Raw genomic sequence first — 24,371 nt, forward strand, 5'->3', positions numbered from 1 at the left:
CTCCCACATTAAATCTGCGGTGAACACATCATTTGCGAACACTGGAGATCCAACTCCCACATTAAATCTGCGGTGAACACATCATTTGCGAACACTGGAGATCCAATGTGGGAGCGAGCCTGCTCGCGATGAGGCCCTCCCAAACGCTGAAAGTTTTCAGGCCTTGATGCTGACCAGGCTCAACAACTGTCCATCGTGCACGCCAAATTGCGCATTCAGTTCCGTGCCGTAGTGCCATTCGCTGGAGAGGTCGGTCAACAAGCGCAGGCGCACGTGCCCGCTGTCGGTCCACTCCAGCACCTCGGCATGCTCGAAATAGAAGCGCTTCTGCACGATGGGGTAGAGCGCCTTGAACAGACTTTCCTTGACCGAGAAGGTCAGGGTTACCCAGAGCGCCAACTGATCTTGACGGCCCGCGACCATGCGTTCGAGCTCGGGCGGGGTCAGGATCTCGCCAGCCAGACGCTCGGCACGTTCGGCGCTCAACAGGTTTTCCAGGTCCATGCCCAGGCTGCGCCAATGCGTCTTGTGCGCGACAATAGCGGCGGCCCGGCCGGTGCTGTGAGTGATCGAACCACAGATATGCGCCGGCCATACGGGCGCGCGGTCCTCGCCAATCGCCGGAATGCAGTCCAGACCTTCCAGTTGCTGCAAGGCGGCCCGGGCGCACACCCGCCCGGCGAGAAACTCGGCCTGACGTTTGGCGACCGAGCGCTGAATGCTGGGGGGCGGTTCGATGATGCTGCGCCGGAAGTCATCGAACACCAGCAACGACGGATCGAAACGAGTGCTGAGCAGCACCGTGTCGGGCAGCGCATCAGGCAACGGCCAGTGGGCGTCGAGCGGCGTGCAGCAGGCGGGGAGAGCGGGGAGCGGGTTCATCCCGGCATTTTGCCGGGTTGACCTGGCGCTGGGTAGTGGCCGCCTAGTAATCATCTGGCGCGCAGCGCTGTTGTGGCGAGGGAGCCTGCTCCCGCTCGATGGCGTAGCCATCGCAAACCCTGCGCACTTGGTACATTCGAGTGAATGCATGTGCAGGTTTTGGGGGCCGCTTTGCGACCCAGCGGGAGCAAGCTCCCTCGCCACAAGGTGGGTGCAGTCAGCGATTAGCCAAAGACTTTTTTGAGGAGCGCCTTCATATCCGCCCACGAGCTTTCATCGGCGGCTTTGTTGTAGCCGATGTCCGGGCCGCCGTGATCGCCATGGCTCAGGCGATCGGCGTCCGGATTGCTGAAACCATGCTTGGCACCTTTCAGGCTGACGAACTTATAGTCGGCGCCAGCCTTGTCCATTTCGGTTTTGAACGCTGCCACTTGATCTGCGGTGATCATGCTGTCCAGAGCGCCGTGTTCCACCAGTACTTTGGCCTTGATGCTGCCAGGCGTCGCCGGGGTTTTGGTCGCCAATACGCCGTGGAAACTCACCACACCCGCCAGCGGTGCCCCTTGGCGGGCGGCATCGAGGACAATCCCGCCGCCGAAGCAGTAACCGATCGCCGCGAGTTTTTTCGGGTCGGTCTGCGGTTGTTTTTTCAGCAGATCAAGCCCGGCATTGAAGCGGGCACTGGCCGTTGCGCTGTTTTTCAGCGCTTCATTCATGAACGCCATGGCATCATTCGGGTGCTCGGTGTTTTTGCCTTTGCCATACATATCGATCGCCAGCGCGCTGTAGCCCAGCCCGGCGAGGTCGCGGGCCCGGCGCTTGGCATAGTCGTTAAGGCCCCAGAACTCATGGACCACCACCACGCCCGGGCGAGCCCCCTGAATGCTGTCGTCGTAGGCGTAATAGCCGATCATTTCAGTCCCGTCGGCACTCTTGTAAGGGATCTCCTGAGTCTTGATTGCCGCTTGGCTGAGGCTGCTCAGTGCGAGTAAAACGAGTGCGATCAATACGCGCATGGTTGATGCTCCTTTATAAAGACGTCCAGACAGCCTAGTCGATCCTGTTCAGTCCGAGTTCAGCGGGTTTTGGTTAACCTACAGTCACAACTGTGGTATCGGTTACTTCGTCAGGGTTGTCCGGGATGATGCAGCAGGTTTCGCCAAACCCCTTGGTAGAACCAGGTTACCGTTACTGGCGTATGAGCAATCGAGGTGCGAGGTACCTGTGGAGATGTTGATTTTGCCTGGGAGAGCGTTATGAAACTGCTGGTCGTCGAAGACGAAGCGCTGCTACGTCATCACCTGCAAACCCGCCTGACCGACAATGGCCACGTGGTCGAGTCCGTGGCCAATGCCGAAGAGGCCTTGTACCAGACCGGGCAATTCAACCATGACCTGGCGGTGATCGACCTCGGTTTGCCGGGCATGGGCGGGCTGGACCTGATTCGCCAGCTGCGTGCGCAAGGCAAGACCTTTCCGATCCTGATCCTGACCGCGCGCGGCAACTGGCAGGACAAGGTCGAGGGCCTGGCCGCCGGTGCCGACGATTACGTGGTCAAGCCGTTCCAGTTCGAAGAACTGGACGCGCGTCTCAACGCCTTGCTGCGCCGCTCCAGCGGTTTCACCCAGTCAACCATCATTGCCGGGCCGCTGGTGCTGGACCTCAATCGCAAACAGGCAACCCTCGACGAGCAGCCGTTGGCATTGACCGCCTACGAGTACCGGATTCTCGAATACCTGATGCGTCATCACCAGCAGGTGGTCGCCAAGGACCGCTTGATGGAACAGCTCTATCCGGACGACGACGAGCGTGATCCTAACGTGATCGAAGTGCTGGTCGGCCGCCTGCGGCGCAAGCTGGAAGGGCCGACCGGCTTCAAGCCGATCGATACCGTGCGTGGCCTGGGCTACCTGTTCAACGAGCGCTGCCGGTGATTCGATCGCTACGCCTGYGCCTGATGCTCGCCGCCACGACACTGGCGGTGCTGTTCATGCTGGCCTTGTTGCCGGCCATGCAGGGCGCGTTCAGCCTGGCGCTGCAAGATTCGATCAAGCAGCGCCTGGCCTCGGATGTCACCACGCTGATATCTGCTGCGCGGGTTGAAAACAACCGATTAGTGATGCCCACGCAGTTGCCGGATGAGCTCCTCAACCTCACCGACAGTCGTCTGTTGGGCTACATCTATGATCGCGACGGTCATCTGGTCTGGCGCTCGCGGGCGACGCATGACGAGGACATCAGTTACCGGCCGCGTTACGACGGACACGGCGATCAATTCGCGCGGATTCGCGAGGCCAACGGTCAGGAATTCTTCGTYTATGACGTCGAGGTCAAATTGCTCGGCGGTAAAAGTGCAGCGTTCAGTATCGTTGCGCTGCAGCCGGTGCGTGAGTACGAGCAGACGCTCGACGGCCTGCGGGAAAATCTCTACCTGGGGTTTGGCGCCGCGTTGCTGGTGTTGCTGTCGCTGCTGTGGATCGGCCTGACCTGGGGCCAGTGAAGACATGGCCCAGCGGCCGGAAGATCGGGAACAGGCGTGGGTGCTGCAATCGCAGATCGAACGTATGAGCCAACAGATCAGCTATCAATTGCAGCGCGCAAGCTTGCGTAAAAGCGGCCTGGTGCGTCACCAGGTGCGCTTGCGGCCGGTGCTGCAAAGCCTTTGCGACACACTGGACAAGGTCTATCGCGACAAGCGGGTACGGACCTCATTCGATCTGCCGGATTCATGCTACGTGCCGATCGAGCAGGGCGCCTTACTTGAAATGCTCGGCAACTTGCTGGAAAACGCCTATCGCCTGTGCCTGGGCGAAGTGCGCGTCAGCCTGCGGCAAACCATGAGTGGTGTTGAGCTGTGCATCGAAGATGACGGCCCGGGCGTACCGCCGGATCAGCGCGCGCGGATTCTTCAGCGCGGCGAACGGCTGGACCGCCAGCACCCGGGGCAGGGCATCGGCCTTGCGGTGGTCAAGGACATCATCGAGAGCTACGGCGCACAGTTGACCCTGGGGGATTCAGCCTTGGGCGGCGCGGCATTCCGGATTCATTTTCCGGTGGCTTGAGGTAGTGGTCGGTGTTCCTTCGGGCCTCTTCGCGAGCAGGCTCGCTCCCACAGGGGATATGTTGAAACGCTGACGGTTCGGAGAATCCCAGCTGTTCGGCGATCTGTTGCAACGACAGGTCGGCACGGCTCAAGTGATAAATCGCGATGTCGCGGCGCAGTTGGTCTTTCAATTCCTGAAAACTCGAACCCTCTTCGCGCAAATGTCGACGCAAGGTCTGTGGGCTGATGTGCAGGTGTGCGGCAACCGCTTCCAGGTCTGGCCAGCGCGCACTGTCGCGGCTGAGCAGGCGTCGTAGCTGGCTGCTGAGGCTGTCGCCGTCATCCGGGCGCGACAACAGGTCGGTGGGCGAACGTTCGAGGAAGTGCTTGAGGGTTCGTTCATCCTGCAGCAACGGCATGTGCAGGTAACGGCTGTGAAACAACAGGCTGCTTTGCTCGGACGAAAACACCATCGGGCAGGGGAACAACAGGTCGTACTCGGCAGCGTGCCCGGGTTTCGGGTAGCTGAAACAGGCCTGTTCCAGGCGAATGCGCTGACCGATCAGCCAACTGCCCAGTCGATGCCAGATCACCAGCTGACATTCGCTGAAAAAGTGATCCGGGTCCCACAGCCGAGAATCATCCAGGCTCAAACGAACCATTTCACCTTCACGGGTCAGGGTCAGGCGCGGAGCGTCGGGGAATAGGCTATAAAATAATAAGCCGCGACTGAGTGCTTTCTCGAGGGTGCGGCAGTGAATCAAGGCATGGCACATCATGGCGAAGGTGCCGCGTTTRCTTGGGCCGCGGGCAAAGCCCAGGTATTCATCATCCAGCGCTTGCCAGAGCCCTTGCAGCAGGCTGGTGAACTGTTCAGGCGCGATCCTGGCGCGAGGTTCGTCGAGCAATTCGGCGCTGATCCCCAACTGTTGCAGCAGGCCCGAATAGTCATAGCCGCGTCGGCGCGCGCCACCGAGGGCCGCACGAGCAAAATGACTGGCGATGGTACGTTCGCGCATTGGGGTCTGTCCGTCCATTGAGTGGCGGATCTTAGCCACGGCCTGGTGGCGGGACAAGGCGGATATCCGCCAAATTGCAGGGCGAGAGTCGGTTGATGGGCGGGAATCCGCCACTTCGGTCGGCGGGTCAAGGGATGAAGAAAATCCAGCAGCCCTGATGGCAAAAGGCTTTTGGGCGATTTTGGCAAGGTGGCACGAGCTTTGCGATAAGGGCGAGAGGTCTGCCAGCGCGCAGCTCGACAAAACAAATCCCTCCAGTGCAGGAGGGTTCGCACTTTAGGCGTCGCCTGCCTCAGATGGATGATTGCAGCGCGGTGCTCTTGAGGAACTTTGCAATGACGACTCGTCAGCCACTGTACAAATCCCTGTATCTTCAGGTGATCGTTGCCATCGCTATCGGCATCCTGCTCGGCCACTTCTACCCGCAGACTGCCGTGGCACTCAAGCCACTGGGTGACGGGTTCATCAAACTGATCAAAATGGTCATCGCGCCGATCATCTTCTGCACCGTCGTCAGCGGGATCGCGGGCATGCAGAACATGAAATCGGTTGGCAAGACCGGCGGTTACGCGCTGCTGTACTTCGAAATCGTTTCGACCATCGCATTGCTGGTGGGTCTGGTGGTGGTCAACATCGTGCAGCCAGGTAACGGCATGCATGTCGATGTCAGCACCCTGGATGCCTCCAAGGTGGCTGCCTATGTAGCGGCCGGCGCTGATCAAAGCGTTGTTGGCTTCATCCTGAATATCATCCCGTCCACCATCGTCGGCGCGTTCGCCAACGGCGATATCCTGCAAGTGCTGATGTTCTCGGTGATCTTCGGTTTCGCTCTGCATCGCCTGGGTGCCTACGGCAAGCCGATCCTGGACTTCATCGATCGCTTCGCCCACGTGATGTTCAACATCATCAACATGATCATGAAGCTCGCACCAATCGGTGCCCTGGGCGCCATGGCCTTCACCATTGGTGCTTATGGCGTCGGCTCGTTGGTGCAACTGGGTCAGTTGATGGCGTGCTTCTACATCACCTGCCTGTTGTTCATTCTGGTCGTGCTGGGCGGCATCGCGCGCGCTCACGGTTTCAGCGTGCTGAAAGTGATTCGCTACATCCGTGAAGAGCTGCTGATCGTACTGGGTACTTCCTCTTCGGAATCGGTACTGCCACGCATGCTGATCAAGATGGAGCGTCTGGGCGCGAAGAAATCCGTCGTGGGTCTGGTGATCCCGACCGGTTACTCGTTCAACCTCGACGGGACTGCCATCTACCTGACCATGGCTGCGGTGTTCATCGCTCAGGCGACTGACACCCACATGGACATCACTCACCAGATCACCTTGCTGATCGTGTTGCTGCTGTCCTCCAAAGGCGCCGCCGGTGTGACCGGTAGCGGCTTCATCGTGTTGGCCGCCACCCTGTCGGCGGTCGGTCACCTGCCGGTTGCCGGTCTGGCGCTGATTCTCGGGATCGACCGTTTCATGTCCGAAGCCCGCGCCCTGACCAACCTGGTGGGTAACGCGGTTGCTACCCTGGTTGTGGCCAAGTGGGTCAAGGAACTGGACGTCGACCAGATGCACACGGAACTGGCTTCCGGTGGTCGTGGAATCACCAATACCTATGGCGAAGACGATGTGCATGTGGCTGAAAGCCCAGCCCCGACTTCGGTGAAGTAACTCTTCGAGTTGATGAAAAACCCGCTTCGGCGGGTTTTTTATTGCCGCAGGTTTGAGCGCAAAGGTCAGTCCGGCTGATGGTTAAGGTGATTGCTGCCTGAGCATCGGCTGCCTAGGCTTGAGGTATCGCTTAGGAGAACGCACATGCACGGGCCACTGGCATCACTCAAGGTTCTGGATTTTTCGACGCTGTTGCCGGGGCCGTTCGCCTCGTTGTTGCTGGCGGACATGGGCGCCGAAGTGCTGCGGATCGAATCACCGACCCGGATGGACCTGTTGCGCGTTTTACCGCCCCACGATCAGGGCACTTCCGCCAGCCACGCCTACCTCAATCGCAACAAGCGCAGCCTGGCGCTCGACCTCAAGCAGCCAGCAGCGCTAGAGGTGGTCAAGCAACTGCTGCAAGACCACGACATTCTTCTTGAGCAGTTTCGACCCGGGGTGATGGAGCGTCTGGGGTTGGGGTACGAGGCTTTGAGGGCGATCAATCCGCGGCTGATTTACGTCTCGATCACCGGCTATGGCCAGACGGGTCCCTACAAGGACCGCGCCGGTCACGACATCAATTACCTGTCACTGGCTGGCGTATCCAGCTACACCGGGCGTGAGGATAACGGGCCGTTGCCGTTGGGTGTTCAGGTCGCGGACATTGCCGGTGGTTCGCTGCACGGGGTGATCGGCCTGCTGGCGGCGGTGATTGCCCGTCAGCACAGTGGCCAGGGGCAACACCTGGACGTGAGCATGACCGATTGCGCATTCAGCCTGAACGCCATGGTCGGCGCGGGTTATCTGGCTTGCGGTGTGATGCCGGGGCGCGAAGATCRAATGCTCAATGGTGGCAGCTTCTACGACTATTACCGCACTCGCGATGGTCGCTGGATGTCTGTCGGCAGCCTGGAACCGGACTTCATGCAGCAGCTGTGCATGGCGCTGGGTCAGCCGGAACTGGCGGTACTGGGTTTGTCTCCCGTCCCCGAGCAGCAAAAGGCGCTCAAGCTGGCGTTTCAGATCGAATTCGAAAAACATGACTTTGCCGAACTCTGCACGCTGTTTGCCGGGCTCGATGCTTGCGTCGAGCCGGTGCTGAGCCTGGCTGAGGCAGTCGAGCACCCACAGTTGAAGGCTCGGGATCTGGTCACCCGGGWGCCACGCGGCGACGGCACCGCGCAGGCGCAAATGGCTTGTCCGTTGAAATTTTCAGACGGGTTGCCCGAGCCTCGACATATCGGCGCGGCGTTGGGTGAGCATACCGATCAGGTGTTGGGTGAGTTGGGGTATAGCGCTGAGCGCATCGAGGAGTTGCGGCGTACAAAGGTGATTATCTAGCGCCGGTCAGGGCGCCATCGCGAGCAGGCTCGCTCCCACAGGGGATTTGTGAACGACGCAGATCAAATGTGGGAGCGGGCTTGCTCGCGAAGGGGCCGGTCCTGACACCAGAAATCTCACTACTCGACCCGCGACTCACCGGTAAACACCAGCGTCTGCCGGCAACGCCGGCACAAATACCGTCGTCCTTGACGCACCAGGCTATGGCGCTGGGCCGAGAACGGGAAATCGCTGTTGGCGCAGGGGCAGCGGTAGATGTAGCGGGTCACGCTGCGGCGTTTGATGGCGTAGGTGTGGCAGCGGTTGGGCGGCAGTTCGTACACCCCGCGCATGATCAATTGCCATTCTTCGCCATGCGGCTGTATGCGGTCGCCGAACAATTGATGGGCGATCAGGTGCGCGACTTCGTGAGCCACGGTCTGTTTGAGGAAGTCTTCGGCGTTTTCCCGATACAGCTGCGGATTGAAGCGCAGCAGGTTTTCATGCAGGTGCGCTACGCCGGCCTTCTGGCCGCGCAACTTGAGGCTGRCCACCGGGCGTTTGAAGGAACGTTTGAAAAAGGATTCGGCTTGTTGGAAACAGTCTTCGACGCGGGAATTGAGTTGCTCGGGCATGCTTGGCGGATCTCCAGAGGCGTCGAGTATGCTGCAAACCGTGCTCATTGCGAATCGCTCAGGCGCCGAATGGTCGTCGCACTATAGAGAAGGCCGCCTTGCGGCGGCCTGTGTTGGCAGATCCCTGTTTGTTTTATAGGCAGTGTCCTTCGCCCGCTTCATTTGCTCGGTGTAAGTTGCCCGTACTAGTTGGTATAGACCGGACCGACGCCCAGGCCCCAGACAATCACGGTGAATGCCATGATCGCAACCAGCACCACCAGCCCTACGGCGAGCACTGAACTCGAGAACAGAAAACCTTCGTCCGACGGAATGTTCATGAAGGTCGGCAGCCCCACATACAGCAGGTACACGGTGTAGCAGATGGCCGCGGTGCCGACGACCATGCCCAGCCACATATGTGGGTACAACGCCGCCAGACCGCCGATGAACAGTGGCGTGGCGGTGTAGGTGGCAAACGCGACACAGCGTGCCAGGCTCGGGCTGGCGTCATACGTGCGAGCCATCCAGTGAATGAACGCGCCCATCACCGCAACCCCGCCAAGCATCGCCAGGTACGACATGATGGTCATCCAGAGCGCGCTTTCCTGGGTCAGCATGACCGGCGCGCGGCTACCGATGACCCAACCGACCTTGGTGGTGCCGATAAACGCCGAAATAGCCGGGATTGCCGCCAGAATCAGCGTGTGGGTGAGGTACATGTGGCCGATACTTTCCTCTTGGTCGCCACGGATTTCTTTCCATTCTTGATCAGGGTGGGTGAAAAGCCCCACGACGTGATGGATCATAGTCAGTCACTCCTTCGTGATTGCTATCGCCCCCCAACGGAGCGCCTACGGGCCAGCGGCCAAGTAAGTAGAGGCCTGAAATGCATGCGACCTTATGACGCAGTATAGAAAGTACTGGCTGTCAAAGGTGGGGAGCTTTAGAGCAAATCGCGCTGTAAACCCTGGGGCTAATCGCATCGCCGCATGACAACGCATCATTTATGGCCAGTCTGATCCCTGTGGCGAGGGGGCATCCGCTCGGCTCTTCGCCCCCGAAGCGTTTTTGCGTAAAATGTCGGTTTTTCGTCACACCTCGCGGATTTCAAGCGCCATGGGCATTCTTTCGGTCAACCAGAACAAACTGCAGAAACGTCTACGCCGACAGGCCGGTGAAGCCGTCGCCGATTACAACATGATCGAAGATGGTGACAAGGTCATGGTCTGCCTGTCCGGCGGCAAGGACAGCTACACCATGCTCGACGTGCTGATGCACCTGCAGAAGGTGGCGCCGATCAAGTTCGAGATCGTCGCGGTGAACATGGACCAGAAACAGCCGGGTTTCCCTGAGCATGTGCTGCCGGCCTATCTGAAAGAGCTGGGCGTGGAATACCACATCGTCGAAAAGGACACCTACTCGGTGGTCAAGGAATTGGTGCCGGAAGGCAAGACCACCTGCTCGCTGTGCTCGCGCCTGCGTCGCGGCACGCTCTACACCTTCGCTGACGAAATCGGCGCGACCAAAATGGCCCTCGGTCATCACCGCGACGACATCGTCGAGACGTTTTTCCTGAACATGTTCTACAACGGCTCGCTCAAGGCCATGCCGCCGAAGTTGCGTGCCGATGACGGCCGTAACGTAGTGATCCGCCCGCTGGCCTACTGCAATGAGAAAGACATTCAGGCTTACTCGGACTTCAAGCAGTTCCCGATCATCCCGTGCAACCTCTGCGGCTCCCAGGAAAACCTGCAGCGTCAGGTGGTCAAGGAAATGCTTCAGGAGTGGGAGCGCAAGACGCCGGGCCGTACCGAAAGCATTTTCCGTGGTTTGCAGAACGTCATTCCGTCGCAGTTGGCGGACCGTAACCTGTTCGACTTCACCAACCTGCGTATCGACGAAACCGCTGCGTCGCGTTTTGTGAACGTGGTGAATCTCTGATTGCTGGACCGTTCTGACTTAACGGCGCTCGCGGGCGCCGTTTTTATTTCATTGCTCAGGAGAGGGCATGCGCGATTACAAGTGGCTGCACGAATACTGTCTGAATCGTTTTGGTTCGGCAGCCGAACTGGAAGCCCATCTGCCCGTGCCCAAGACCCCGGCACAACTGCGCCAGATCAGCGATGATCGATACCTGTCGACCTTGGCATTGCGGGTCTTTCGCGCAGGCCTCAAGCACAGCCTGGTGGACGCCAAGTGGCCGGCATTCGAAGAGGTGTTCTTCGGGTTCGATCCGGAAAAGGTCGTGCTGATGGGCGCCGAGCACCTTGAGCGCCTGATGCAGGACGCACGGATCATCCGCCACCTGGGCAAGCTCAAGAGCGTGCCGCGCAACGCGTAGTTCATCCTGGACGTGGCGAAAGAGAAGGGCAGCTTTGGCGAGTTGATCGCCGAATGGCCGGTGACCGACATCGTTGGTCTGTGGAAGTACCTGGCCAAACACGGGCATCAATTGGGCGGGTTATCGGCACCGCGGTTTCTGCGGATGGTCGGCAAGGACACCTTCGTGCCGAGTTATGACGTGGTCGCGGCATTGAATGCGCAAGAGATCATCGACAAGGTGCCGACCAGCCTGCGCGATCTGGCGACGGTGCAGAACGCCTTCAACCAATGGCACGCCGAGAGTGGCCGGCCGATGTGTCAGATTTCGATGATGCTGGCTTACACCGTCAATCATTGAAACCGAGGCGCCTTCATCGCGAGCAGGCTCGCTCCCACAGGGGATTTGTGAACGACGCAGATCCAGTGTGGGAGCGAGCCTGCTCGCGATGGCGGTGTGTCAGGCGACGGAGATCTCGCCTTCGCCGGCCAGCTTACGGTTCAACTGAAACCGCCAGCGCACATACAGCAGCGCCGAGCAGAACACCGCCAGGCTCGCGGCCATTTCCAGCAGACCAAACACCTGTCGATTCGGGTCGAACGCGGCAGTCGCGCCCTTGATGAAATACAGGTTCACCACAAAGCACATCCATGAATGCCCGCGCGGGCTGCCGCTGAGCATGCCCGGTGCCAGCAACAACAAGGGCACCAGTTCAATCAGCAGGATGACCCACGGCCGTGCACCATGCAGGTCGGCGATCAGCAGGTAATAGGCGCAGAGCAATCCTGCCAGGCCGAAGTAGCACAGCAGGCTGATGACGCGCATCGCCCGAACTCGCGGTTCGAGCCAATCGATGGAGGGCAGCACCTTGGGCTTTTTGGCCACGTTAGTGCTCCAGTTTCAGGGCGGTTTTGGCCAAGCGCAGACCCAGGGCCCGGCACAAGGCGACTTCATGCTCGTTCAAGCCGCTTTTGCCGTCAGCACCGGCATGATGGCTGGCGCCGTAAGGCGTGCCGCCACCGCGGGTCTCCAGCAATGCCGATTCGCTGTAGGGCAGGCCGGTGATCAGCATGCCGTGGTGCAGCAATGGCAACATCATCGACAGCAAGGTGGTTTCCTGGCCGCCGTGCAGGCTGGCCGTCGAGGTGAAGACCCCGGCCGGTTTGCCCACCAGTGCGCCGGTCAGCCACAGGTTGCTGGTGCCGTCGAGGAAGTACTTCAGCGGCGCCGCCATGTTGCCGAAGCGGGTCGGGCTGCCAAGGGCCAGGCCCGCGCAGTTTTTCAGGTCGTCGAGGCTGGCATACAGCGCGCCTTCGTCGGGAATGTCCGGCGACACCGCCTCGCATTCGCTGGAGATCGCCGGCACCGTGCGCAGGCGCGCTTCCATCCCGGCCTGTTCCACGCCACGGGCAATCTGTCGGGCCATTTCATTGGTCGAGCCGCTGCGGCTGTAATACAGAACCAGAATGTACGGCGCACTCACGGCAGAATCTCCAGCAGGTTCTCTATCGGACGGCCGATGACGGCTTTGTCGCCGACTTCGAGAATCGGTCGCTCCATGAGTTTCGGATGCTCGGCGATGGCGGCGATCAATTGCGCTTCGCTCAGGCTGCTGTCAGCCAGGTTCAGGGCTTTGAATTCGTCTTCGCCGGTGCGCAGCAATTGGCGGGCGCTGATGCCGAGTTTGCCCAACAAGCTTTGCAGCTGCGCGGCGTTCAGCGGGGTTTCCAGGTAGCGGACCACGGTTGGCGTCAGGCCACGGGCTTCCAGCAGTTCCAGCGCACCGCGGGATTTCGAGCAGCGCGGGTTGTGATAAAGCGTCAGATCGGTCATGTGCGGTTCGCATCTTGCGTAAGGTGGCGGCTATTCTACCTGTGCAGCGAGCAGTCCTGAACCTTGGGAGGCGATGGGTCGCAGCAGAACCTGTTTTTTTTGAGTAAGGATGATCCCATGACAAGGCGACTGACAGCAGCATTGGCCCTCTTCGCAACCTTGCTGCTTGGCGGCTGCGGCTATGACTACGGCACCGACCAACTGGGACAGAAAGTGGCGTCCGAGCGGTTGGATGGCCGATGGTTTGTGCTTAATTACTGGGCCGAGTGGTGTAGCCCGTGCCGTACCGAAATTCCGCAATTGAACGTGTTGGCTGAACAGCTCAAAGGTCAGAAGATCAGTGTGTTCGGGGTCAATTTCGACAATGTGCAGGGCGAAGAACTCAAGAGCGCCAGTGAAAAGCTCGGGATTACGTTCACCGTGCTGGCCCAGGACCCGGCCGACCGCTTCGAATTGCCGCGCAGCGAGGCGCTGCCGGTGACTTACATCATCGATGACAAGGGCAAGGTGCGCGAACAGTTGATGGGTGAGCAGACGGCGGCGGGGGTGATGGCGAAACTCAAGGCGTTGCAGGCGATGTGACGACTACTTGTGGCGAGGGGGAAAACCCCCTCGCCACAGGTGCAATCGAGGGGTTTAACCCTCTTCAAGCCACCAGCGCAGCGGCTTGCCTTCGGCGGGCCAGAAGCGTATTTGCTCGATCGGCGAGATGTCCCAGCGCTGCACGGATTCCAGCGCTTGCAGGAAGCGTTTTTCCTGTTCCATCAAGGCCGGGGCGCACATTTTGCGGGTGCTGCCGACTTTGCCGAAGCTCAGTTTGTCGCCGTCCAGCGTGTAGGGCGCGAACCAGTGGTTGCAGCCACCATTGCCATAAGCGCGACCGTCTTCACCCAAAGTGATGGTCAGGTGGCTGTAGTCGATCAGCGGGCGTTCGCCGATCCACTCCAGCACATAGCTGTGATCCTGCTGCAGTTGCACCGGCTCAGCGGCGCAGCCCAGCAGACTGGCGCCCACCATCGCGGCCAGAACGAGGTGTTTCATTACACGGGCTCCTGGCATTTCGGGCACAGGTGCTTCTCGCTGGCGGTGGTCCAGCCCAGTTCGGCAATCCGTGCGGTGGCGGCCGGTTTTTCGGCCTTGTTACCCAGCTTGGCGTCGACCGCGAACTCGAATTTCAGCTCTTTGGCACAGCTGTCGCAGTTCACTTGCCAGTTGTGGATCGCCAGTTCACCAAACACCGGACCACTGGCCACGGCAACCCATTGGCCCATGGGCTTGAGCAGGTGACGAACGTTTTCAACGGTCAGGCGCATGGACAAGTCCTTGCTGCCTTTGAGGGTGACCAACAACACGTCATCGGCGCGTATCGAGCCGCCGTTGCCGGTGACTTGATAACGCCCCGGCGTCAACGCGCGGCATTCGGTGAGGGTGTGTTGCGGGTTCATCAGGCTGTAGCGGAAATCGTGTTCGACCATGGGTCCTCCAAATATGCGCGGTATGCTAGCACGCGAAAGAATCGGGCATGCTCCATGGTTGCGACCTTCGATCAGGCCAAATCAGCTTTCGACCTGATTGTGAGGTGTGCCAGCGGCCCAATCGGTGATGTTCTGCAAGGTGGTCGTGGCGATTGCGGCCAATGCTTCGTGGGTCAGGAAGGCCTGGTGCGCGGTGATGATCACGTTAGGGAAGGTCAACAGCCGCGCCAACACGTCGTCTTGCAGCGGCCGGTCGGAGCGGTCTTCGAAGAACAGTTGGGCTTCCTCTTCATAGACGTCCAGCCCCAGATACCCCAATTGACCGCTTTTCAGTGCGTCGATCAGCGCGGGTGTGTCCACCAGTCCGCCACGCCCGGTGTTGATCAGCATGGCGCCGGGTTGCAGATGTGCCAGCGACTGGCTGTTGATCAGGTGTTTGCTTTCGGCGGTCAGCGGACAATGCAGGCTGATGATCTGCGCTTCGGCCAACAGCTCCGGCAATGGCAGGTAACGGACACCGAGCGCCTGGACTTGCGGATTGGGGAAGGGGTCGTAAGCCAGCAGCTTGCAGCCAAACCCGGCCATGATTTTCGCGAAGACGGCGCCGATCTGGCCGGTGCCTACCACGCCGACGGTTTTGCCGAACAGGTCGAAACCGGTCAGCCCGTGCAGGCTGAAATCGCCTTCGCGGGTCCGGTTGTAGGCGCGGTGCAGACGTCGGTTCAGTGCCAGGATCAACGCCACTGCGTGTTCGGCCACCGCATGAGGCGAGTAGGCCGGCACGCGGACGATGCTCAAACCCAGGCGTTTCGCGCAAGCCAGGTCAACGTGGTTGTAACCGGCCGAGCGCAGGGCGATCAGGCGCGTACCGCCAGCGGCCAGTTGTTCGAGCACCGGCGCGCTGAGGTCGTCATTGATAAAGGCGCAGACCACTTCATGCCGCTCGGCCAGCGCCGCCGTGTCCAGGCTCAGGCGCGCGGGCTGGAAGTGCAACTCGATACCGGCGGGCACTTTGGCGGCGAGAAAACTCTCGCGGTCGTACGTCTGGCTGCTGAAGAGAATCGTGCGCATCGTGTCCTCCTGGAAGTTTCACCCGTATCCGTATCCGTATCCGTAGCAGCCTTCGGYAGTTGCTACGGGTAGGGGTAGTGGATTGAGTTTAACCCTCAACGCCCACCACGCTATTGCGCTGGGTCAAGCGCCAATACGCGCTTGCGAGGCCAGGCGGTTGATCGCCCGCTCAAGCTCTTCCAGTGCCATGACGGCTTTGGGGTCTTGTTGCTTGAGCAGGGTTTCACTGCGCTGACAGGCCGCACGCAACTGCGGAACGCCGCAATAGCGTGTCGCCCCGTGCAGACGGTGGACCCGTTCGATCAGGGCATTCTGGTCATTGCTTTCACGAGCGACGCGAATCGCCTCGCGATCAGCTTCCAGCGAGGCCAGCAACATCGCCAGCATGTCGGCTGCCAGATCGGCTTTGCCGGCCGCCAGGCGCAGGCCTTCATCGGGATCGAGCACCAGCAGGTCGCTGTTGCTGCCATAAACGTCGGCCCGCTCCGGACCGTGGTTACGCAGGGCCAGCCCGGTCCACTTCAACACCACCTGCGCCAGTTGGCGTTCGCTGATCGGTTTGGTCAGGTAATCGTCCATGCCGCTTTGCAGCAAGGCGCGTTTTTCGTTGGCCATCGCATGCGCGGTGAGGGCGACGATCGGCAACGGCGTGCAATGCCGTTCACTTTCCCATTGGCGAATCGCTTCGGTGCTCTGGCGTCCGTCCATGCCTGGCATCTGCACGTCCATCAGCACCAGGTCGAAGGCTTCGGTCTGCACCGCCTTGATCGCCGCGTAACCGCTTTCGACTGCCAGTACCTTGGCGCCCATGTCTTCGAGCAGTGTCTGCACCAGCAGCAGGTTGGCCGGGTTATCGTCGACGCAGAGCACTTTGGGCGCGCGGCTGGAAACCGGCTCGCCCGGTTCGTTGCGCAACTGGCGCGGGTTGACCAGGTCCGACAGCGCCCGACGCAACTTGCGGGTGCAGGCCGGTTTGGCCTGTAACTGGCTGTGAGGGTTGGGCACCGAGAGATGAAACAGCGTCTGTTCGGTGGTCGGGCACAGCACCAGCACTTTGCAACCCAGGTGTTCGAGGTCCCAGATATGCTGATTCAGCCGCTCCGGCGGCATGTCGTTGGAGGTGATGCCGAGCACGGCAAGGTCGATCGCCTGCTCGGTCTGATGCGCGCCCGTGACGCCGTTTGTCAGGCTTTCCAAGGTGTTGAACGGGGTCACTTCAAGGCCGCAGTCTTCCAGCTGATGCTGCAAGGCCTGGCGTGCCAGCTCGTGGTTTTCCAGCACCGCAACGCGCCGTCCGAGCAACGGTGGTCCTGGCAGGTCTTCGGCATCGTCGCGGGTTTTCGGCAGGCTCAGGCTGATCCAGAATTCCGAGCCTTCGCCCGGCGTGCTGTCGACCCCAATCTCGCCACCCATCTGTTCGATCAATCGCTTGGAAATCACCAACCCCAGGCCGGTACCGCCCGGTTGCCGCGACAACGAGTTGTCGGCCTGGCTGAAGGCCTGAAACAACGCGCGTACGTCCTGATTCGACAGGCCGATGCCAGTGTCTTGAATGCTGATGCGCAGTTGCACGCTGTCTTCGTGTTCTTCTTCAAGCATGGCGCGGGCGACGATGGTGCCTTCGCGGGTGAACTTGATCGCGTTACTCACAAGGTTGGTCAGGATCTGCTTGAGCCGCAGCGGGTCGCCGACCAGCGACAGCGGGGTGTCGCGGTACACCAGGCTGACCAGTTCGAGCTGTTTGGCGTGGGCGGCCGGGGCGAGGATGGTCAGGGTGTCCTGGAGCAGATCGCGCAGGTTGAACGGAATACTGTCGAGTACCAGTTTGCCGGCCTCGATTTTCGAGAAGTCGAGAATCTCGTTGATGATTCCCAGCAGGCTGTCGGCGGACTTTTCGATCGTGCCCAGGTAGTCGAGCTGACGCGGCGTCAGTTCGCTTTTTTGCAGCAAGTGGGTAAAGCCGAGGATACCGTTGAGCGGCGTGCGAATCTCGTGGCTCATGTTGGCGAGGAACTCGGACTTGATCCGGCTCGCTTCCAGGGCTTCCTTGCGCGCCAGGTCCAGCTCGATGTTCTGGATCTCGATGGTTTCCAGGTTCTGCCGGACGTCTTCCGTGGCCTGATCGATGCTGTGTTGCAATTCTTCCTGGGCGTTTTGCAGGGTACTGGCCATGCGGTTGATACCCGAGGCCAACTCGTCCAGTTCCTGGCTGCCAAGCGGGGGCAGGCGGGTTTCGAGATGGCCGTCCTTGAGTTGTGCCACGGCCTGCTTGATCAGGTTCAGCKGTGTATTGATGGTGCGGCCCATACGCAATGCCAGCAGCGCGGTGCCGACCAGGCCTGCGGCGATCAACAGCACGCTGGCAAACAGGCTGCGGTAACCGCGCAGCAACATGCCGTTGTGGGAGAGTTCCAGCTCGACCCAGCCCAGCAAGCGATCGGATTCATCGGGGATCAGCTCGCCGGCCAGGTTGCGATGCCTGCCAAACACCGGCAGCAGGTAACGGGTGGCGTCGTTGCCGGTGCGTTGCAGCATATGCGCGCTGTCGCCGGTGGGCGGCTGGTTGAGCATCAGCGGCCCGGCGTGCGCCAGTTGCGTGCGGTCCGGCGCCAGGAACGACACGGCGCGCACGTCCGGTTGCTCCAGTGACTGGGTTGCGATGCGTTCCAGCAGGTCGTCATTCTTGTGGCCCATGGCCGGGGCGACCAGAGGTGCCAGCTGTTCGGCGATCATTTCGCCGCGTTGCAGAAGTTGGGTTTGCAGGTCGGACTGTTGCATCCAGGTGAAGTAGCCGCCCAGAACCAAGGCCATCAGGCTGGTCGGCAACAAGGTCAACAACAATACGCGACCTTTGATCCCCAGTTTCTTCAGCACGTCACTCTCCTGCTATCACGCTGTTTATAGATGACTGTGCGTGCATCCGGCACGCGCTACCCGCGCAGTGTAGCGATTTGCTGGCGGGCAATCCCGGCAAATTATCCAGAGCTTTGTGACGGTTTGAACGTTGCCGGGGGCTGCGACGAAAGTCGCGGGTTGCTCACAGTCGGGCAATCTTGAATAATCAGTGATTGAGAATGACTTGCAGAAGCTAATGACTCCCGTATCTGATGGCCCCCCTCGTATCCTGGCGATTGAAGACGACCTTGTACTGGGGGCACATGTTCATGAACATCTGGGGCGCAGTGGTTTTCAGGTGACCTGGTGCCAGAACGGCGAGGACGGGTTGGCAATTGCTCGTGAGCAGACCTTCGATATCGTACTGATGGATATTGTGCTGCCAGGCATGGATGGCCTGGCGGTATTGACCGACCTGCGGACCCGCGATTCCATCCCGGTGCTGCTGATGTCGGCATTGGGCGCGGAAGCGGATCGCATCAGCGGTTTTCGCCTGGGTGCCGACGACTATCTGCCCAAGCCTTTCAGCATGGTTGAATTGCGGGTGCGCATCGAAGCCATCCTGCGGCGGGTGGCCCTGGACCGTCGACATACATTGCCAGTGTTCAACGGCGAGGTTCACAACCTGCGTTTCGACGATGAACGGTGTGATGTTCATTATGGTGAGCAGTGGGCCGGGCTGACTCGCAGCGAATACCGGCTGCTGGAAACCCTGAACCGCAATGGCGATGAGGTGCTCGGCAAGGCCTTCCTTTATCAGCAGGTGTTGCAGCGCGGCTACGCGCCCCACGACCGCAGCCTGGACATGCACATCAGCCAGATCCGCCGCAAACTCAAGGCCATCGGCTACGGCGAACGCGAAGTGCGCACGGTCTGGGGCAAGGGTTATGTAATGAGTGCCATTGATGAAGTGGTCTGAGCGGGTGGTGCCTTTGAACAACCTTGATGAACAGGCCCGCGCTTTCGAGCAAATGCCCGAACGCCGGCAAACCGCCGTGGCTGTGCAGCAGCAACTGCTGCGCGACTTGTCTCATGAACTGCGCACATCGTTGAGCCGTCTACGCGTTGCCAGCGAAGGCGAAGAGGATCTGCTGCAACTACGCGAACGCGTCAGTCGCGAAGTCGATGGCATGCAACGGTTGGTAGAAGACACTCTGCAACTGGCCTGGCTCGACACGGAGCACTCGCCATTACCGGACGAGGCCATCCAGATACAGGCGCTTTGGGAAATGCTCACGGAAAACGCCTGCTATGAAAGCGGCTGGCCCACTGGGCAACTGCACTGCGCAGTGGAGGCTTCGTGCCGGGTTCGCGGCCATCTGAATACCTTGGCCCAGGCACTGGAAAACATCCTGCGCAATGCCATCCGCCATTCTCCGGTCGGTGGCAGCGTTCGCCTCGATGGCCGGCGCGACGGCGATTACTGGCTGCTGTGGCTCGAAGATCAGGGCGGCGGTGTCGCCGAAGACGACCTGGAGCGTATGTTCGACCCGTTCACCCGACTCGACGGCTTACGCCCCGGCAATGGCGGCTTTGGCCTGGGGCTGAGCATCGCGCGCAACGCGGTGCAGCGTCAGGGTGGGCGCTTGTGGGCGGAGAATACGGGGGCAGGGTTGCGGCTGAATATGCGGTTGTTGGCTGATCTTGATGGTGTCAGTGACGACGCCTTCGCGAGCAGGCTCGCTCCCACATTGGTACGGTTCCAGTCGCAAAAAGAGTGAGTCCCCCCCGATCCCCTGTGGGAGCGAGCCTGCTCGCGATGGCAATCTCAAACCACCACAAAACCAGCGCTTATTCCCATAAGCCATAAGCACCACACTTTGCGTGATATGGCCTGCGCACGTTTGCCGGTATGATGGTCGCCCCCGCAGTCTGGATTGCGAATACGCCATGACCTTGCAGTACCCCACCATCGCCGATTGCGTCGGCAACACTCCGCTGGTTCGTTTGCAGCGCCTGCCCGGCGCCACCAGCAACACCCTGCTGCTCAAGCTCGAGGGTAATAACCCGGCGGGTTCGGTCAAGGACCGTCCGGCGCTGTCGATGATCACCCGTGCCGAACTGCGTGGGCAGATCCATGCTGGCGATACGCTGATCGAGGCGACCTCCGGCAACACCGGGATTGCCCTGGCCATGGCCGCGGCGATCAAGGGTTACAAGATGATCCTGATCATGCCCGACAACTCCAGCGCCGAGCGCAAGGCCGCGATGACCGCCTATGGTGCCGAGCTGATTCTGGTCAGCAAGGAAGAGGGCATGGAAGGTGCTCGCGACCTCGCCGAGCGCATGCAGGCTGAAGGCCGTGGCAAGGTGCTCGACCAGTTCGCCAACGGCGACAACCCCGAGGCGCATTACACCGGTACCGGCCCGGAAATCTGGCGCCAGACCCAGGGCACCATTACTCATTTCATCAGTTCCATGGGCACCACGGGCACCATCATGGGTGTCTCGCGTTACCTGAAAGAACAGAATCCGGCCGTGCAGATCGTCGGCCTGCAACCGATGGAAGGCTCGGCGATTCCGGGTATCCGTCGCTGGCCGCAGGAATACCTGCCGAAGATCTATCAAGCCGATCGGGTTGACCGCATCGTCGACATGGCCCAAAGCGAAGCCGAAGACGTGACCCGTCGTCTGGCGCGTGAAGAAGGCATCTTCTGTGGCGTGTCCTCGGGCGGTGCTGTAGCCGCGATGCTGCGCCTGTCCAAGGAAGTCGAAAACGCGGTGATGGTCGCGATCATTTGTGACCGTGGCGACCGTTACTTGTCGACCGGCATTTTCGACGCACCCAACTGATGGCCAAGCAAGAGAGAGGCCTGCGCTTCCAACCCACTGGCGGCAGCAAGGCCCCGCAAGTCCCGACCGGCAAAAAGCAGCGCTTGACCATCGAGCGCCTGGCGAATGACGGTCGCGGTATCGCGTTTTTCGAAGGTCGTACCTGGTTCGTCATCGGTGCTTTGGCCGGTGAAGAAGTCGAGGCGCGCGTCCTGGGTGCCCATGGCAAAGTTGTCGAGGCACGCACCGAGCGCGTCTTCGTCGCCAATCAAATGCGTCGTCCGGCACCGTGCGCCCATGCCGGGCGCTGCGGTGGTTGCAGCGTGCAGCATCTGCCCCACAGCGAACAACTCGCCCTGAAACAGCGCATGCTCGCCGAGCAGTTGTCGCGGGTAGCGGGTGTCGAACCCGAGCAGTGGGCAGACCCCTTGAGCGGTCCTGAATTCGCTTACCGACGTCGCGCCCGGGTGGCGGTGCGCTGGGACGTGAAGACGAAAAAACTCGACGTCGGTTTTCGTGCCGCCGGCAGCCAGGACATCGTCGGTATCAACGATTGCCCGGTGCTGGTACAGCCCTTGCAGCCGATCATGAGCGGCTTGCCGGAAATGCTCCGGCGTTTGAGCAAGCCTCAGGCGTTGGGGCATGTTGAATTGTTCGCCGGTTCATCTCAGGCCTTGTTGCTGCGGCACATGGCGCCACTGTCTGAAAACGACCTGAGCATTATCAAGGAATTCTGTGCATTCCATGACGCCCAATTGTGGCTGCATGGCGAAGGCGAACCGCAACCGGTCGATGCCGATCAGGCACTGGGTTACCGACTTGAGCAATGGAATCTTGAACTGGCGTATCGCCCGGGTGACTTCATTCAGGTGAACGCCGGGGTCAACGAAGCGATGGTCGCCCAGGCGCTGGAATGGCTGAAGCCTGCCGCTGACGAGCGCGTGCTCGATCTGTTCTGCGGCCTGGGTAACTTTGCCTTGCCGCTGGCGCAGAAAGTCCGTGAAGTGGTGGCGGTGGAAGGCGTGCAGACCATGGTCGAGCGCGCTTGCGCGAATGCCGCTAGCAACAATCTGCATAACGCGAAGTTTTTTCAGGCCGATTTATCCCAGCCTTTAGCTGATGCCAAATGKGCCAGCGAGGGCTTTTCTGCGGTACTCTTGGACCCACCGCGCGACGGTGCTTTCGAGGTGGTGCGCACACTCGCATCGCTGGGTGCCAAGCGCTTGGTTTATGTGTCGTGCAACCCGGCAACTTTGGCCCGCGACACGGTCGAATTGATCAAGCAGGGCTACCGGTTAAAACGTGCCGGGATCCTCGATATGTTTCCTCAGACGGCACATGTCGAGGYCATGGCGTTATTTGAAGCGAGCTAGGATGGCTCGTCTGGTCCGACCAGACCGCTCATGCATCAGCCGTTCAGCCCGGCAAGGGCGCATGAGCACCGAAGGTCAGCGATTTGACGCATTGAATCTGCGTCGTAGGGAAGGTAAGCAAGATGGTACAGGTGAGAGCACACCAGCCGATCAATACCGACGGCAGTATCAATCTCGAGGCTTGGCTCGATCATGCGGTCAGTGTCGATCCGGCACTGGATCGCGAAGCCTTGAAAGAAGCCTGCGAGTTCGCTCGTCAGGCCGAACAACAAGACAAAGCGGCGAAGAATCTCTGGTCCGAAGGCACGTCGAGTTTTCGTACGGGCCTTGAGATCGCAGAGATTCTCGCCGACCTCAAGCTCGATCAGGATTCACTGGTCGCGGCAATTCTTTACCGTGGCGTACGCGAAGGCCATATCCAGCTGCCGGCCGTCAGCCAGCGCTTTGGTCCGGTGGTCGCCAAACTGATCGACGGCGTGCAGCGCATGGCGGCCATCAGCGCCAGCCTGAGCCCGCGCCAATCGTTGGTGCTGGGCTCTCAGGGCCAGGTGGAAAACCTGCGCAAGATGCTCGTGGCCATGGTCGACGACGTTCGCGTTGCGCTGATCAAACTGGCCGAGCGCACCTGCGCGATCCGTGCGGTGAAAACCGCCGATGACGAAAAGCGCAACCGGGTCGCCCGGGAAGTCTTCGACATCTATGCGCCGCTGGCTCACCGTCTTGGCATCGGTCATATCAAATGGGAACTGGAGGACTTGTCCTTCCGTTACCTGGAGCCTGAACAATACAAGCAGATCGCCAAGTTGCTGCACGAGCGGCGCCTTGATCGCGAGCGGTTCATCAGTGATGTGATGAATCAGCTGCAGGCCGAATTGCAGGCCACCGGCGTCGATGCCGACATCAGCGGCCGGGCCAAACACATCTATTCGATCTGGCGCAAAATGCAGCGCAAGGGTCTGGAGTTCAGCCAGATCTACGACGTGCGTGCGGTGCGCGTGCTGGTGCCGGAAATGCGCGATTGCTACACCGCGCTGGGCATCGTCCACACGTTGTGGCGGCACATCCCGAAAGAGTTCGACGACTACATCGCCAACCCGAAAGAGAACGGCTACCGCTCGCTGCACACTGCGGTCATCGGCCCTGAAGGCAAGGTGCTGGAAGTACAGATCCGCACCCACGCGATGCACGAAGAGGCCGAGCTGGGCGTTTGCGCGCACTGGCGCTACAAGGGCACCGACGTCAAATCCGGCTCCAATCACTACGAAGAGAAAATCTCCTGGCTGCGTCAGGTGCTCGAGTGGCACGAAGAACTGGGCGATATCGGTGGCCTGGCGGAACAGCTGCGGGTCGATATCGAGCCGGATCGGGTGTACATCTTCACCCCCGACGGTCATGCGATCGACTTGCCAAAAGGCGCCACACCGCTGGACTTCGCCTACCGCGTACACACCGAAATCGGTCACAACTGCCGGGGTGCGAAGATCAACGGGCGGATCGTTCCGCTCAACTACAGCCTGCAGACCGGTGAGCAGGTCGAGATCATCACCAGCAAGCACGGCACGCCGAGCCGCGACTGGCTGAACCCGAACCTGGGTTACATCACCACCTCGCGGGCGCGGGCGAAAATCGTTCACTGGTTCAAATTGCAGGCGCGCGACCAGAACGTCGCGGCGGGTAAAACCCTGTTCGAGCGCGAACTCAATCGTCTCGGTCTGCCGCAGGTGGATTTCGAAAAGCTGGCCGACAAGGCCAACATGAAAACCGCCGAGGACATGTTTGCCGCCTTGGGGGCCGGCGATTTGCGCCTGGYGCAACTGGTCAACCTGGCACAGCAACTGGTCGAGCCGGAACGCGGCAACGAACAGCTGGAACTGATCCCGCGCAAAGCCACTGGCTACAAGCCGGGTAAACGCGGCGACATCCAGATCCAGGGCGTCGGCAACCTGATGACCCAAATGGCCGGCTGCTGCCAGCCGTTGCCGGGCGATGCGATCGTCGGCTACATCACCCAGGGCCGCGGTGTCAGCATTCACCGCCAGGATTGCGCCTCGGTGCTGCAACTGGCCGGGCGCGAGCCTGAGCGGATCATCCAGGTC

General features: G+C 60.4%; 20 protein-coding genes and 4 pseudogenes. 12 read left to right on the forward strand and 12 right to left on the reverse strand.

The features are described from left to right. Positions 1–156 precede the first annotated feature (156 nt). Positions 157–882: a 4'-phosphopantetheinyl transferase family protein gene (locus AC1DH9_RS02085; protein ID WP_427546274.1), complete on the reverse strand. Its 726-nt coding sequence runs from the start codon at positions 880–882 to the stop codon at positions 157–159. Between the two features lie 224 nt (positions 883–1,106). Beyond that, the gene (locus tag AC1DH9_RS02090) at positions 1,107–1,898 is read right to left on the reverse strand and encodes a dienelactone hydrolase family protein (RefSeq protein ID WP_427546272.1); all 792 of its coding nucleotides are present in this window, start codon (positions 1,896–1,898) and stop codon (positions 1,107–1,109) included. A gap of 240 nt (positions 1,899–2,138) precedes the next feature. Between AC1DH9_RS02090 and AC1DH9_RS02095 the strand changes: the two genes are divergently transcribed. Both AC1DH9_RS02095 and AC1DH9_RS02100 read left to right on the forward strand, forming a co-directional pair. Then, entirely contained in the window at positions 2,139–2,816 is a 678-nt protein-coding gene (locus AC1DH9_RS02095) for a response regulator transcription factor (protein ID WP_054593588.1), read from the forward strand. Then, positions 2,813–3,944: pseudogene (locus AC1DH9_RS02100) on the forward strand (ATP-binding protein). Before AC1DH9_RS02095 ends, AC1DH9_RS02100 begins: the two are co-directional and overlap by 4 nt. A 64-nt stretch (positions 3,945–4,008) precedes the next feature. Here AC1DH9_RS02100 and AC1DH9_RS02105 read toward each other — a convergent pair. Next, positions 4,009–4,944, reverse strand: a pseudogene (locus AC1DH9_RS02105) (AraC family transcriptional regulator); the annotation flags it as partial. A gap of 335 nt (positions 4,945–5,279) precedes the next feature. Here AC1DH9_RS02105 and AC1DH9_RS02110 point away from each other — a divergent pair. Further along, positions 5,280–6,614, forward strand: coding sequence for a dicarboxylate/amino acid:cation symporter (locus AC1DH9_RS02110; protein WP_427546266.1), 1,335 nt, complete (start codon positions 5,280–5,282; stop codon positions 6,612–6,614). Positions 6,615–6,758: 144 nt separating this feature from the next. Further along, the gene (locus tag AC1DH9_RS02115) at positions 6,759–7,940 is read left to right on the forward strand and encodes a CaiB/BaiF CoA transferase family protein (RefSeq protein WP_477807729.1); all 1,182 of its coding nucleotides are present in this window, start codon (positions 6,759–6,761) and stop codon (positions 7,938–7,940) included. 119 nt (positions 7,941–8,059) lie between these two features. Here AC1DH9_RS02115 and AC1DH9_RS02120 read toward each other — a convergent pair whose 3' ends face one another. Next, the gene (locus tag AC1DH9_RS02120) at positions 8,060–8,554 is read right to left on the reverse strand and encodes a SprT family zinc-dependent metalloprotease (protein WP_477807730.1); all 495 of its coding nucleotides are present in this window, start codon (positions 8,552–8,554) and stop codon (positions 8,060–8,062) included. 185 nt (positions 8,555–8,739) lie between these two features. Further along, positions 8,740–9,342 (reverse strand): Yip1 family protein, encoded by a 603-nt coding sequence (locus AC1DH9_RS02125; protein ID WP_216741928.1) that lies wholly within the window; start codon positions 9,340–9,342, stop codon positions 8,740–8,742. A gap of 310 nt (positions 9,343–9,652) precedes the next feature. Here AC1DH9_RS02125 and ttcA point away from each other — a divergent pair, with 310 nt between their 5' ends. Both ttcA and AC1DH9_RS02135 read left to right on the forward strand, forming a co-directional pair. After that, positions 9,653–10,477 carry a tRNA 2-thiocytidine(32) synthetase TtcA gene (ttcA, locus tag AC1DH9_RS02130; RefSeq protein ID WP_427546283.1) on the forward strand — a complete coding sequence of 275 codons (825 nt, stop codon included), beginning with the start codon at positions 9,653–9,655 and terminating at the stop codon, positions 10,475–10,477. A 67-nt stretch (positions 10,478–10,544) separates the two neighbouring features. Continuing rightward, a pseudogene (locus AC1DH9_RS02135) lies at positions 10,545–11,216 on the forward strand (DNA-3-methyladenine glycosylase I). Between the two features lie 99 nt (positions 11,217–11,315). On the opposite strand, the gene AC1DH9_RS02140 reads toward AC1DH9_RS02135, so the two are convergent. Genes AC1DH9_RS02140 through arsC form a run of 3 tightly spaced genes read right to left on the reverse strand, consistent with a single transcriptional unit; the run spans position 11,316 to position 12,689 of the window. Next, positions 11,316–11,741 (reverse strand): DUF2069 domain-containing protein, encoded by a 426-nt coding sequence (locus AC1DH9_RS02140; RefSeq protein WP_427546262.1) that lies wholly within the window; start codon positions 11,739–11,741, stop codon positions 11,316–11,318. 1 nt (position 11,742) lies between these two features. Next, the gene (gene wrbA / locus AC1DH9_RS02145; RefSeq protein ID WP_427546260.1) at positions 11,743–12,339 is read right to left on the reverse strand and encodes an NAD(P)H:quinone oxidoreductase; all 597 of its coding nucleotides are present in this window, start codon (positions 12,337–12,339) and stop codon (positions 11,743–11,745) included. After that, entirely contained in the window at positions 12,336–12,689 is a 354-nt protein-coding gene (arsC, locus tag AC1DH9_RS02150) for an arsenate reductase (glutaredoxin) (RefSeq protein WP_054593577.1), read from the reverse strand. The genes wrbA and arsC overlap by 4 nt, the downstream gene beginning before the upstream one ends. A gap of 117 nt (positions 12,690–12,806) precedes the next feature. Here arsC and AC1DH9_RS02155 point away from each other — a divergent pair, with 117 nt between their 5' ends. After that, entirely contained in the window at positions 12,807–13,271 is a 465-nt protein-coding gene (locus tag AC1DH9_RS02155; RefSeq protein WP_427546258.1) for a TlpA family protein disulfide reductase, read from the forward strand. A 54-nt stretch (positions 13,272–13,325) separates the two neighbouring features. Here AC1DH9_RS02155 and AC1DH9_RS02160 read toward each other — a convergent pair whose 3' ends face one another. The 4 genes from AC1DH9_RS02160 to AC1DH9_RS02175 form a co-directional block, all read right to left on the reverse strand. Continuing rightward, on the reverse strand, positions 13,326–13,730 hold the full coding sequence (locus AC1DH9_RS02160; RefSeq protein ID WP_427530344.1) for an META domain-containing protein: 405 nt from the start codon (positions 13,728–13,730) through the stop codon (positions 13,326–13,328). Further along, positions 13,730–14,164 carry a hypothetical protein gene (locus AC1DH9_RS02165; protein ID WP_054593574.1) on the reverse strand — a complete coding sequence of 145 codons (435 nt, stop codon included), beginning with the start codon at positions 14,162–14,164 and terminating at the stop codon, positions 13,730–13,732. The genes AC1DH9_RS02160 and AC1DH9_RS02165 overlap by 1 nt, the downstream gene beginning before the upstream one ends. A gap of 81 nt (positions 14,165–14,245) precedes the next feature. Further along, entirely contained in the window at positions 14,246–15,235 is a 990-nt protein-coding gene (locus tag AC1DH9_RS02170) for a 2-hydroxyacid dehydrogenase (protein ID WP_427530346.1), read from the reverse strand. Positions 15,236–15,358: 123 nt separating this feature from the next. Then, positions 15,359–18,109 (reverse strand): response regulator, encoded by a 2,751-nt coding sequence (locus tag AC1DH9_RS02175; RefSeq protein ID WP_477807554.1) that lies wholly within the window; start codon positions 18,107–18,109, stop codon positions 15,359–15,361. 217 nt (positions 18,110–18,326) lie between these two features. Here AC1DH9_RS02175 and AC1DH9_RS02180 point away from each other — a divergent pair, with 217 nt between their 5' ends. From AC1DH9_RS02180 to relA, 5 genes and pseudogenes are all read left to right on the forward strand, one after another. Continuing rightward, positions 18,327–19,049: a response regulator transcription factor gene (locus AC1DH9_RS02180; protein ID WP_427546254.1), complete on the forward strand. Its 723-nt coding sequence runs from the start codon at positions 18,327–18,329 to the stop codon at positions 19,047–19,049. Positions 19,050–19,065: 16 nt separating this feature from the next. Then, a pseudogene (locus AC1DH9_RS02185) lies at positions 19,066–19,851 on the forward strand (sensor histidine kinase); the annotation flags it as partial. Between the two features lie 169 nt (positions 19,852–20,020). Continuing rightward, positions 20,021–20,923, forward strand: coding sequence for a cysteine synthase CysM (cysM, locus tag AC1DH9_RS02190; protein WP_427530352.1), 903 nt, complete (start codon positions 20,021–20,023; stop codon positions 20,921–20,923). Beyond that, positions 20,923–22,275: a 23S rRNA (uracil(1939)-C(5))-methyltransferase RlmD gene (gene rlmD, locus AC1DH9_RS02195; protein ID WP_477807731.1), complete on the forward strand. Its 1,353-nt coding sequence runs from the start codon at positions 20,923–20,925 to the stop codon at positions 22,273–22,275. The genes cysM and rlmD overlap by 1 nt, the downstream gene beginning before the upstream one ends. 122 nt (positions 22,276–22,397) lie before the next feature. Next, positions 22,398–24,371: GTP diphosphokinase (gene relA / locus AC1DH9_RS02200; protein ID WP_477807732.1), on the forward strand; the 1,974-nt coding region annotated here is incomplete at its 3' end.

The organism is Pseudomonas sp. 05T35, assembly GCF_056396605.1.